Consider the following 13,172-nt stretch of genomic DNA (forward strand, 5'->3'; position numbering starts at 1 on the left):
TTGTTCAAGGATGATTTTGCTATGAACAAACGAAAACCATTTGTTATAATGAGTCAATAATTATAATGAAGAGGACGGTATCTCCGGCCTAACATTCATATAGGACAGAAAGGTTGCTGGTCCGCAGAATGAGGAAACAACAACGGCGCGTTAATGGACTTAAATATGTTAAGCTTTGCTTTCTGATATTGATGATTTTGATGGCGGCTGCACAATCTTTTTCGACGGGCTTCGATCCGAGAGCCTCGGCGGCATCCGGCGGCTCTGTTTACTATGTAGCGCCAAGCGGCGATGACAATAATCCGGGTACGCTTTCCGAGCCGTGGAAAACGATCCAGAAAGCGGCGAATTCCTTATGGGCTGGCGATACCGTTTTTGTAAGGGGCGGAATTTATCAGGAATTCGTTACGATTAGGAGCTCCGGGTCCAAGGATGACGGTTACGTCACCTTCCAGGCTTATCCGGGAGAAGTACCCGTTATCGATGGAACTAATCTAATCATGGGAAGCGGTAAGAGCGCCCTCATTTATTTATCCAACGCCAGCTATGTCATTGTCGACGGGTTCGAGCTGCGAAATTTAAGCGCGTCTAACTCATCCTTATACCCTGCGGGAATTCGGGTGAGAGAAGGCGGGGAGAACATACATCTATTAAATAACAACATTCATGATATCGTACATACGGCGATCGATGGAAATGCGCATGGCATTCATATTTATGGGAATTCTTCTTCGGCTATCCGGGATATTAGAGTCAGCGCCAATGAGGTTCACCATTTGGTGAACGGGCGCAGCGAGGCGCTTACGCTAAGCGGGAATATAGACGGGTTTTCGGTCGACCATAATACGGTTCATGACAATAATAATATTGGCATTGATATTGCTGGCTTCTACGGCGCGTGTTCGGGAGACTGCATCGATCAAGCAAGAAATGGCGTCGTATCGGATAATATCGTATATAATATCGATTCTTCTGCGAACCCGGCATATAAAGGCGTCCATGCTGCCGGCGGCATCTACGCGGATGGCGCTACTAATGTGACGATTGAACGAAATCTCGTATATAACAATGATTTTGGCATCGAACTGGCAAGCGAATCTTCCGGTAAACTGACGGATAAAATCGTGGTCAGAAATAATATCGTGCATCATAATGATGGCGCGGGCATTATTATGGGAGGAGCGAGCTCCTCTAACGGAGGCGCCGCAGACAATATCATCGTGAATAATACCTTGATAGAAAACGACATGCTTAACCAAGGTTATGGAGAAATTACGCTGCAATGGAATACGGCAAACAATCGGATTATAAACAATATTCTTCACAGCTCCCCTAAAAAAAGATTTATACAGAAGTCAAATAACAGCGGGGCCGGAAATGTTGCCGATTATAATTTATTATTCAGCACAACAGCTGTCAATGCTGCGCCTTGGCAATGGGAAGGCGTATCGTACGGTACATGGGACGACTATAAGACAGCGACGGGACAGGATAGCCATTCTATATTTGCTGATCCATTGTTTGCCGCATCGGATCCTAACGGGCAGCTAACAAGCGCTTCGCCTGCGGTAGACGGGGGACCGAACGAATGGACGGTTTCTGGCTCCGCAGATTATAACGGACAGACCAGAGTGCAGGGGCTTCGAGTGGATATGGGCGCAGTGGAGTACCAGCAAGCGGCTTCAACGCCGCCGCCTCCAAGCTCGCCGCCAGTGCTTTCCGAGCCAGCGGAGCCGCCTGTCCCGAATGCCCGGGCAATTACCATTGACGGAAATTTATCGGACTGGGACGATATATCGCCATTAAGCGAAGGGACCTCCAACACACAAGTCCTGAAAGCTAGCATGTCAACCAATGAACTTCATGTGTTTGTATACGGCAGCTTGTTGGAACAAAAAGGCCAGTTATACTTGAACACGGATCAAGATACAGGTACGGGCTTCCAAGCCCCATATTGGTCGACAAGCGGGGCGGATTACTTATTAGAGAATGGAAGGTTATATCAATACAGCGGAACAGGAGGGACGGACTGGGGCTGGAGAGAGGTAAGGGCGTACGATGACTTAAAGAAATATGCAAGAACCAATACGGTCGTTGAAGTATCGCTCTTGCTTTCGGATTTGGGGATTTCGCAAGGCAAGCCTGTTTTTATGGGTTATGTATGGATGGATTCCAGCTCTGACAAGCTGCCGGTCGGCAGGGAATTAATTGGTTTTGGTGCTTCTAACACGGAGCCGCCGCCTATTCCTTCAACACCGGAACCGACACCGGAACCGACACCGGAACCGACACCGGAACCGACACCGCCTACTTCGATCATAATGGATGGGGACGCGGAGGATTGGCGTTCCATTGAGGACCTGGTGACGGGTTCGTCAAATCCTAAAGCTCTAAAGGTCGATAACTCGAGCGGCGATTTATATATGCTTCTTCATGGGAGCGAGCTGTCCGGAAAAATTCAAGTTTATTTGAATACGGATGATAATCCCAAAACGGGTTATGTTTCGACAAAGTTTAGTTCCAGCGGAGCAGAGTTTTTGCTTGAGAATGGTACGTTATATCGATATTCGGGAACAGGGAAAAATTGGTCATGGAGTAAGCTGGAGTCGTTAAAGACAAGCAAGAAATATTTCGTTAATATAGAGTGGATGGAGACGGCATTGCCGCTGACAAGCTTAAATCTTAAGACGGGTGATAGCCTAACCATCGGTGTGCTGCTGGGAGACTCCAGTCAAACGATGCTACCGAATAGCGGCCTTATGAAGACATACACCATTGCTGGGAATGAATCCGCTTTTTAATTCAATACAGGGTAGAACGACCTCCGTTGTCAAACGAAACGAGAGTTTAACGCTTTGATGAAACTCGTCGATTTTTGGGCAACGGAGTTTTTGTGATGAATCTTTTGGCCTATTCTATTGATTTTCAAGGTTCTAAAATAACAATTTCGAAGCGGATATTAATTTTTGTATAGTTTTTGTACAGGTATCACGTTTATAATGGTTTACGGGGTGAACATATGAAAGTATTAATAACAGGCGGATACGGTTTTATTGGTTCTCACGTAGCAGAGCGCTTTCATCAAGAAGGCTACGAGGTGTTTATTATTGATGATCTTTCGACGGGCGATCGGGATAATATTACATTCAAGCATAGAGGCTACCAGCTCTCTGTCGAGGACCCGAAATGTGAGGAAATTTTCCGTTCTAATCGGTTTGATGCACTCGTACATCTGGCCGCTCAGGTAAGCGTGGCCGAATCGGTCAATAATCCTAGATTGGATTCAGAATCTAATGTTATAGGCTTAGTTAATATGCTGAATCTGTCGAGAAAATATAAGGTCGGAAAGTTTTTGTTTGCTTCTTCTGCTGCCGTATATGGTTCCAACGATAAATTGCCGCTCGTTGAAACCGATGAGTGCAATCCGGTTTCTCCATACGGAATGAGCAAGTGGGTAGGAGAATCTTACTGTCAGAAATGGACGCAGCTTTATGATCTCGAAACCGTATGCTTTCGTTTCTCCAATGTATATGGACCGCGGCAAAGCAGTTTAGGCGAGGGCGGCGTCGTCTCCGTTTTTATGAATCGTGCTATGGCCGGACAACCGCTGCTTGTTTACGGGGATGGCGAACAGACGCGGGATTTTATTTATGTCGGTGATGTGGCGGATGCGATATTCCGGGCCTCCTACACCGCGATTTCCGGCATTTATAATTTATCTACAAATACCGAGAACAGTGTGAATGAACTGGTCAACGTGCTGCAGGAGCTGTATGAGGCGGGGCATGTTGAACATTCCGAAGCCAGATCAGGCGATATACGCCATTCTTCCTTGAGTAATGCCAAAATCAAACGCGATCTGGATTGGGCGCCAATGTATGATTTAGCTGAAGGTCTCAAACGTACATACGCCTGGTTTCAATTGCGGCGTTCGAAGGCGGAGAGCGCGCCGGCCCTTGCCGCAGAGCCGTCTTCCCGGCGCCGGTTATATAAGCTCGTACAACCTTATGTAGAGAATATCATTGCCTTTGCTCTCACTGCTTGGATCGTATGGAATCAACAAGACAGCTCCTTCGGGCTTATCGAGCTCTTCTACATAACGATCATAGGGATTATTTACGGTAACCGGCAATCTATACTTGCGGTCATCCTGTCGGGCGGTTTATTTCTCATGGAGAAGCTGAATGACGGCCGCGAGCTGGTATCGCTAATGTACGATCCGGACATCTTCTTCCGGCTCGCAATCTACTTGTTTATCGGACTGGTCGTCGGGTATTCGATTGAGCGTAAAAACAGCTTGATCCAAATGAAGGAGAAGAAGCTGGAAGAGCTGAACGACCGGTATGAGTTTTTAAATGGGGTATATGCCGAAGTCCGTGAAGTGAAGGATGAATTGCAGCAGCGTATTTTGAATAGCGGCGACAGCTTCGGAAAAATTTATTCGGTTACCAAAGAGCTTGAAAGCCTGGAACCGGAAAAGGTATTTATAGGAACGGTTAATGTCGTAAAGTCGATAATGAACGTACAGAGCGTATCCATTTATACGGTTAGTCCTACCCGTTCCTTTATGCGCCTTGTTGCGCATGCCGGCGACGCGGACAAGTCTGTGGAAAAATCACTGCGGGTAGAGGATCATACTTATGTGCGGCGCGTGCTTTCTGACGGGATTGTGTTCGTGAATAAAGAATTAAGTTCTGAAGCGCCGTTAATGTGCGCGCCAATTTACCACAATGGAGAGATTGCCGCCTTGATCTCCATCGAAGGGATGTCCTTCGATAAGTTTTCGTTATATTATCAAAACCTGTTTAAAGTCACGTCCGAGCTCGTTTCCTCCGCTTTATCACGTGCTTTGGCGTATATTGAGGCTGCTGAAGGGCGGCGGTATATCGAGGGAACCTCAATCTTAAAGAAAGAAGTTTTCGAGGGGATTCTGGCCAGCAAGCGGAAGGCGAAAGAAACGCATCGTACACCGTATTTGCTGCTGGAAGGAGACATCAACCAAACAGCTTTGAAGCCCATATCAGATAAAGTCGCGAGCTTGCTGCGTGAAACGGATTACATAGGTATGGTTCGAGAGGGACAGCTTATCGTGCTATTGTCCCAATCAACCGAGAATGATGCAGAATACGTTTTGTCCCGCTTTGCTCAAAACCAAATCAGCATGAGGGTTGTTAAAGGAGAGCTGTAGTATGATCCCATTGATCTATGGAATATATGTCCTGCTGTCAGCGGCCTTGTTAGCTTTGATTTATCGAAAGTCTGTACGTGACTGGATGCTGCGGTTTGTTCTGGTTAGCGTCCTGCCGGTAGTCGGCTGGTTGTTTCCGGTATTTCTCCCCGGACATATGTTCAAGAATAGAGGCGAGAAGCTGGATGAATATATAACGAAACTGCATGAAGACTTGACACTGGGACATTTGGGCATTCATAGGAAGATCGAAGTGGAAAAGGAACTAAATGTCGTTTCGATTGAGGATGCACTTATTGTCAGTGAGCACTTCGAGAGGCGCAGAGTGATGATTGATCTGTTAAAGCAGGATTCGGTCAATTATTTGGAGGTTCTCCAAACAGCCGTGAGCAATGATGATACGGAAACCTCCCACTATGCGGTAAGCGCCATTATGGAGGCGAAGCGCAAGCTGTCTTTGTCGATACAGGAGCTGTCCGTACGGTATGAGCAGAATAAAACGGATGAATATTTGCTGCGGACCTATGCGGAAGTATTGAAAGGGTTTATGAGAAGCGGCTTTTTGGATGAACGGACGATGCGCAAATATATGTTTACTTATATCGAGGTACTGGAGCATCTGATTGCGAATGCCGATCATGTGGAATTCGCTTTTAAGGAGAAGATTTCCACCGAGCTGAAGCTGGGCCAGTATACGGACGCGGAAGTTTCATGCCTTTCGTACATTGACAAGTATCCCCACAGCGAAACGGCTTACCTCTCCTTGATGGAGCTTTACTTCACAACCAAATCGGTAAGCAAACTGCAAGAAACCGTTACGCTGCTGAAAGGATCGTCTGTAAGGCTCACCAATCAAGGACTTACGATGGTGAGGTATTGGTCGGAAGGAGCATGAAATGAAGAAGGAATTAAACTTCTCAAGAAATATATACATCATTTTAATCGTTATTTTATCTTTTGGGATTTTAACTCAAGTCGCCCGTTCGCAGTATGTTCTTCAATTCAAGCATAACCGTAACCTTGTGGAGCAGCGCGATGAACTCTTTGCAAACATAAAAGCTCATCCCCCCGAAGAATTGACCGGAACGAATTACTGTATCGCATATACGGGAGCTGACAATTACAGTAATCGGCTGAAAGAGAACGCTGCCCGCACGCTTCAATATATGGGGAAGAAATCAACGGAATTCGATTTGGATAAGCAAGGTTTGAATCTGAATGACTGCGGCGTTCTGCTGGTAGCGGTTGATCAATTGAATCAAATAGGCGATGTTAACGATTTCGACCGGTATGTGCGCGGCGGCGGTTATGTTTTTATGATGAGCTCGTTATTCATCGATACCCATTTTCAAGTGCTTTACAGGAAGTTTGGCATTACCTCTTTTGGCGATTTGAACGATATTCGTGGAATAAAACTGACGTCCAATGTGCTGATTGGGGAAAGTAAGCTCAAAATTGACGACGATTTTATGATCAATTACTCCGCCAGCGTGGATTTGGACGAGAAATCGCAGCTTCTGGCCCAAAGCGCTGAAGGCATCCCGATCTTATGGAAGCGCGAGTATGGGGATGGAGCTTTTGTTCTATTTAACGGAACGATGCTTCAGGAGAAAGTGAACCGAGGCTTGTTGGCAGGAGCGTTAAGCTTATTGGAGCCGGATTTTATTTACCCCATTATTAACTCGAAAATATTTTTTATCGATGATTTCCCTGCCCCCGTGACGAAAGAAATCATTCCATCCATCTATAGGGAGTACAGGCGCGATGTTCCGGCCTTTTATAAGGATGTATGGTGGCCGGATATGCTTAAAGCCGCCAAAAAATATGATATCAAATATACGGCAGCGATTATTCAATCCTATAATGACGATGTGTCCGGCCCATTCGAGCATCCGGTCGACGAGGATCGTTACGGTCTAATTGCTTACGGGCGCGAAGTAATCAAAAGCGGCGGAGAGATTGGCATTCACGGATACAACCATCAATCCCTCGTATCTGACGAAGCGATATCCAAAGCCTTTGGTTATAACAGCTGGAAGAATTCTGCCGTAATGGAGGAATCCATCGAGGAAGTTCTAAGCTATGCGGGTGAGGCTTTTCCCAAATACGCATTTCTCTCCTATGTACCTCCTTCCAATGTGCTTGGCGCAGACGGCAGAGAGGCTCTGAAGAAGGCGTGGCCGCATCTATCCGTTATTTCCTCGCTATACCTGGAGGATGTTACCAATATGTCTTATGTGCAGGAATATGAAATCGCGGATGACGGCGTGATTGAAATGCCGCGCATAACCTCGGGATATTTTGAGGACGTATTCGAACGGTGGGCGGAAGCGAATGCCATGACCGGTTTGGGCCTATTTTCCCATTTCATTCATCCTGACGATATCCTTAGCAGCGCTCGAAGTAAAAATCAGAATTGGGGTAAACTCTATGAAAACTTTGTTCAGAAGGCAGAAAGATTTCAGGAGACGTATCCATGGGTTCGCTCCATGACTTCGACTGAAGCGGCTCTTGATATGGCCGGCTCTCTAACAGCGCAAGTGAAATGGACGCAGGAAGAGAACCGGATTCAAGGTGATATTTCCAATTATCGCGATCCCCTGTATTTTATTTTGCGTTCGGATAAGAAGATCGGCAGGCTTACCCATTGCTCGGTAAAAAAAATAGATGCGAATACGTATCTCGTCGAAGCACATGATTCGAAATTCACGATTGAATTAGGTGGGTCATAATATGAAAATTTGTATCATCGCGGAAGGGTCCTATCCTTACATAACCGGCGGCGTATCCAGCTGGATTCATAGTATTATCACGCAAATGCCCGAGCATGAATTCGTGATCTATGCGATAGGAGCGCAGACGAAGCAAAAAGGGCAGTTCAAGTACAAGCTGCCGGGCAATGTTGTTGAAGTAAAGGAAATGTTCTTGGATGAGTATTTGTTTGAGGACGGGGAATGGGGGCACCGCTTCAAGTTGTCCCCTGACCAGCATCAGGATCTGGCTGCGCTGCTTAGCGGAGAAGGGCATATCAATTGGGGACGAATCTTCGAGCTGCTGCGCAGCAGCAAATTCCGCAAAGCGGCTGATTTCTTAACGAGCAAAGATTATTTTGACATTTTGGAACAATTAGGGCGCGATAAATATAATCTGGTTCCGTTCACCGAGTTGTTCTGGACGGTCCGTTCGATGATCCTGCCGTTATTTCTAACGATACGTCATAACGTGCCGCAAGCGGATCTGTATCACAGCGTCTCGACGGGCTATGCCGGAGTCGTTGGCGCTTTGGCTAAGCACGTTCACGGGAAACCGCTGCTGCTTACCGAGCATGGCATTTATTCCAGGGAGCGCGAGGAAGAGATTATTAAAGCGGACTGGGTGAAGGGCTACTTTAAGGATCTGTGGATCGAGTATTTCTATAGTTTATCGGGCTGTGTATACGAAGCGGCCGATCAGGTAATTACGTTGTTTAACCGGAACAAGGAAATTGAAGTGGAGCTTGGCTGCGATGAAGAGAAGGTGAGCATTATTCCTAATGGAGTTAATGTTGACGGCTATGCCAATCTGAAGTCCGCGCCGCAGGATGGCAAGATTCGAATAGGCGCGGTTGTCCGAGTCGTTCCGATTAAGGATATTAAGACGATGATTCAAAGCTTCGCGTTAGTGAACCGTGAAGTGCCGAATGCGGTGCTGTATATTATGGGGCCGGTCGAAGAGGATGAGCAATATTATAAAGAATGCTTACAGATGGTCGAGGCAATGGAATTAGTCAATATTGTATTTACGGGTGAAGTGCAAATTAAGGATTATATCGGGCAGATGGATATTTTAATGTTAACCAGCATAAGCGAAGGTCAGCCGCTTGCCATATTAGAGGGAATGGCTTGTTCCAAACCGTTCGTCACGACGAATGTGGGAAGCTGCAAGGAGCTGATTAATGGCTTGGATGACGGCATCGGTCCTGCGGGGCTTGTAACTCCGGTCATGCACTACGAACAAATCGCGGGCGGCGTCATTCAGCTGTGTCAAAATAAGGACCTTCGCGAGAGTATGGGAAGGAACGCTTACGAACGCGTACAGCGGTATTACAAGCATCAGGATTTTATTGCGAGTTACCGGAATCTTTATTCGTCATTGGGAGGCAGACAGAAGTGGCTGGAATCGGCTTCGAATTAAGAAAAATGTTTCAGGAGCAAGGTTTAATTAACAATGTGAAGGCATATGCGTACTCTTCATTAACGACTGTCGGTCCGATGATCCTGTGTATGTTCTTAATTATCGCGCTGCAGAGACTGATGTCCGTTTATAGTAACAGTTTTGTAGAGTGGGAGCTCTATATTGCAACGGTAACCTATTGTTTTATATTTTCGATCATAGCGACGAGCGGAATTTCAATGGTATTAACGAGATTTATAGCCGATATGGTCTATGAGAAGAAATATGAACAGCTGCTGTCCTCCTTCTATGGCGCGCTGATCGTATGCCTGCCGTTGTGCGGGGCTGCAGCATGGCTGTTCCTGCGGGAGGTATCCGCGGATACGGGCTATAAGGCGGCGGCCTATCTTTTTTTTATGACCCTTATTGTCGTCTGGCTTCAGGGCGTATATCTTTCAGCGTTAAAAGATTATATCCGGATCGTACGAAGCTTTGCGATTGGCGTTATTTTTGCATTGCTAAGCGGGTGGCTGATCTTTCAATACACTGCAATTCCATCCACGACGGCAGCGCTGTTAGCGATCGATATCGGGTTTATTGTGATCGCACTGCTCTCATGGATTCATTTTGAACAAATATTTCCGCGCGCGGAGAGCCGTTATTACTTTTCGTTTTTGGCTTATTTCAAGAAATATAAGTCGCTTTTCTTTGCAGGCTGCTTTGTTTATGGGGGCGTCTACATTCATAACTTCGTTTATTGGTTTAGTTCCTCCGGCAGCGAGGTGGCTGATCGGTTTCGGGTCATGCCGTGGTATGATTTGCCTGTTTTCTATGCCTATATGTCGGTTGTTCCATCTTTAGTTGTTTTTGTCGTATCCGTGGAAACCTCATTTTACGAAAAATTTCGGGTGTACTACAGGAATGTAATTGATGGAGGAACCTATCAAGATATAAGTAACGCCAAGAAGGGGATGCAGCGGACTCTGCTTCGCGAGGTTAGTTTTCTGATGGAGGTCCAGCTTCTGTTCACCATCCTTGCCATCGCTATAGGCATGAAGCTTCTCCCTAAAATCGGCTTTACGATGTCGCAGCTTGATCTATTTCTCGTTCTTGCTTTAGCGTATTTCCTGTTTATCATCTTATTTGTTCTGATTCACGTATTAATGTACTTTGATGACCGGAAGGGTGTACTGCTGATCAGCTTGGCTTTCGTATTAAGCAATGCCGGACTGACCTATGTGATGAAGCAGTTCGACCTCCATGGATTCGGCATGTTTATTGCGGCGTTTCTGACGCTCGGCGCGGCAATCGCCAGACTGCTGTACTTACTTCGAAATATTGATTATTATACCTTCTGTTCGCAGCCGCTCACAACGAAGCGCGTACAGGCGGGCACGAAGACTGCCCTGAAGAAGCCGGGCGCTATCGTATCGGTGCTCCTCCTTATGACGCTGCTACTTGCTGCCTGCGCGGGGAGCTCCTCTTCTGTGGAGGCGCAGCTTCCGCAAGCGGAGCAGGCAGCGGAACAACCCGTCGGCAATAACGAGAGGCTTGTCGAGGACAAACGCATTTATGAACGGGACGATGACAGCTCGCTTAAAACGTTGTACGTGACCATCCTGCCCGAGGAGGATGGGGCGGCGGATTCCATCAATTGGTATGGGCTGAATCGGATGACGGATCGTTACAGCGAGAAGAGCCTGGAGGTTATCATGCAGGAGGGCCCTGCCGACGGCAGCGGACCGGGACAGGGAATGTTTGGCTACGGAGACGAGTTGCCTAACGCGAAAATTAGCCTGAGAGGTAACACGGCCCGATATTCAGCTCAAAAATCATATAAGATTAAGCTGTTTGACGAAGCGGGCTTATGGCAAAATCAGCGAACGCTTAATCTAAATAAACACTCAACCGATCTTTCGAAATTGCGTAATAAATTGAGCTTTGATTTATTGGAGACGATACCGGATATAACGAGCTTAAGGACGCAATTCGTCCGCTTATACGTAAAGGATTTGTCCGAAGGGGCTTCCCGGGCGGCATTTCAAGATTATGGCTTATACACGCAAATCGAGCAGCCGAACGAGATGTTCTTAAAATCGCATTGGCTTGACCCATACGGCTATTTATATAAGGTTACATTTTTCGAGTTTCAGCGATATGCCGATCTTATTAAATCCCACACGGATCCGGATTACGACAAAAAGGCGTTTGAGACGATTCTTGAAATTAAAGGACGGGAAGAGCATGATAAGCTGATTGCCATGCTTGACGATTTGAACAATATGCAGCTACCGATCGATGAAGTAATCGAGGAGCACTTTGATTTAGATAATTTGCTCACATGGACGGCCGTTAATATTTTGATGGACAACATGGACACGGACGCGAACAATTTTTATCTGTACTCACCGCTGAATTCCAAGAAGTGGTATCTTCTCCCCTGGGATTATGACGGGGGCTGGGAGCTCCAACGGTCAATCGATTCTATTCGTCCTTATCAGGCGGGGATAAGCAATTTTTGGGGGAGTACGCTGCATAACCGATATTTCCGCAATCCAGAGCATATTCAACTTCTTATCGATAAGGTGGATGAGTTATCCAAGGTGATAAACAAGGATCGTATAGAGAAACAGATCAGCTTATATAAGGAGACGGTTAAGCCGTTTCTTTTTAGAGCGCCCGATGTCAACTTCTTGCCTGGCTTAAATACGGATTTTGAAAAAGATCTTCAGCTGATCATCGATACGCCGGAACGGGGCGTGAAACGGTTCCTGGACGATTTGCAAAAGCCGAAGCCGTTCTACATGGACGCTATGCTTGATAATGGCGAGGAAATCCAGCTCTCATGGGGGATTTCATATGATTTCCAAGGGGACGATTTGCTCTATGACGTGACGGTGGCACGGGATCCGGCCATGACTCAAGTCGTCGTTGGGAAAACTGGCATACAAGAAAACGTCATTACGATGAAAAATCCTGGCGCAGGCACCTATTACTGGCGGGTAACCGTTCGCGACAGCGCAGGCAATGAGCAATCGTCCTTTGATATGTTCACTGATGTCGAAGGCAACAATTACTACGGCATCCGGCAATTCGAGGTGAACTAGCATGCAGTTTCAAGGCAGAAAGCTTAGGAATGAGATGAAATATTATTTGCATGCGTTCGAGTATACGTCGCTTCGCTATAAGATCTCTACGCTGCTCACGATGGATCGTAATTCCGTTGACGGAGACGGGTACGGGATCCGAAGCTTATACTTTGACGGCCGCCATGAGCATTCGCTCTACGATAAGAATAACGGCATCTTCAAGCGGGAGAAGTACCGAATTCGGATTTACAACGGCAGCGATGCCAAAATTACGGTGGAGCGCAAAAGCAAGTTTGGCGATTATGTATGCAAAGAGGCGGCTGTCATAAGCCGCCAGCAATATGATGCGATTATTGCCGGCGATTACTCGGCGCTGTCGGATAGCGTCCATCCGCTGCTCCAGGATTTTTATTCGGCGCTCGCCTATCGGGCTTTCCGTTCCGTCGTCATCGTTGATTATATTCGTGAGGCCTACGTGTACGAGCCGGGCAATGTGCGAATTACATTCGACAAGCGGCTGGCAGCGGGCGTGAATACGATCGATTTGTTTGAGCCGGACCTCGTGCTGGAGGAGGCGCTGCTTGCCCATCAGACGATTATGGAGGTCAAATTTGATGATTTTTTACCGGATCCTATTCGCAAGCTTCTACAACCGGAGAAACATGTGCGGTCTGCGATATCCAAATATGTGATATGCCGTGAAATAGGATTAAAACATTTTAAAACATAGACTGGATGAGGTG

7 protein-coding genes are annotated in these 13,172 nt (G+C 46.8%); all 7 read left to right on the forward strand.

Features of this window, described 5'->3' with window-relative positions:
* The first annotated feature begins 128 nt into the window (after positions 1–128).
* Positions 129–2,801, forward strand: coding sequence for a right-handed parallel beta-helix repeat-containing protein (locus H581_RS36295; protein ID WP_051250523.1), 2,673 nt, complete (start codon positions 129–131; stop codon positions 2,799–2,801).
* A gap of 218 nt (positions 2,802–3,019) precedes the next feature.
* Positions 3,020–5,188 (forward strand): NAD-dependent epimerase/dehydratase family protein, encoded by a 2,169-nt coding sequence (locus H581_RS0107090; protein WP_028609406.1) that lies wholly within the window; start codon positions 3,020–3,022, stop codon positions 5,186–5,188.
* A gap of 1 nt (position 5,189) precedes the next feature.
* A complete protein-coding gene (locus tag H581_RS0107095) occupies positions 5,190–6,083 on the forward strand; it encodes a hypothetical protein (RefSeq protein ID WP_028609407.1) in 894 nt (297 codons plus the stop codon).
* A gap of 1 nt (position 6,084) precedes the next feature.
* Complete coding sequence (locus H581_RS0107100; protein ID WP_028609408.1) at positions 6,085–7,920, forward strand: DUF2194 domain-containing protein; 1,836 nt, start codon at positions 6,085–6,087, stop codon at positions 7,918–7,920.
* A gap of 1 nt (position 7,921) precedes the next feature.
* On the forward strand, positions 7,922–9,361 hold the full coding sequence (gene pelF, locus H581_RS0107105; RefSeq protein ID WP_028609409.1) for a GT4 family glycosyltransferase PelF: 1,440 nt from the start codon (positions 7,922–7,924) through the stop codon (positions 9,359–9,361).
* On the forward strand, positions 9,337–12,447 hold the full coding sequence (gene pelG / locus H581_RS36300) for an exopolysaccharide Pel transporter PelG (protein WP_051250525.1): 3,111 nt from the start codon (positions 9,337–9,339) through the stop codon (positions 12,445–12,447). Before pelF ends, pelG begins: the two co-directional genes overlap by 25 nt.
* Position 12,448: 1 nt before the next feature.
* A complete protein-coding gene (locus H581_RS0107120; protein ID WP_028609410.1) occupies positions 12,449–13,159 on the forward strand; it encodes a polyphosphate polymerase domain-containing protein in 711 nt (236 codons plus the stop codon).
* The last annotated feature ends 13 nt before the right edge of the window (positions 13,160–13,172 follow it).

It is taken from the genome of Paenibacillus harenae DSM 16969 (assembly GCF_000422465.1).
Classification (GTDB): domain Bacteria; phylum Bacillota; class Bacilli; order Paenibacillales; family Paenibacillaceae; genus Pristimantibacillus; species Pristimantibacillus harenae.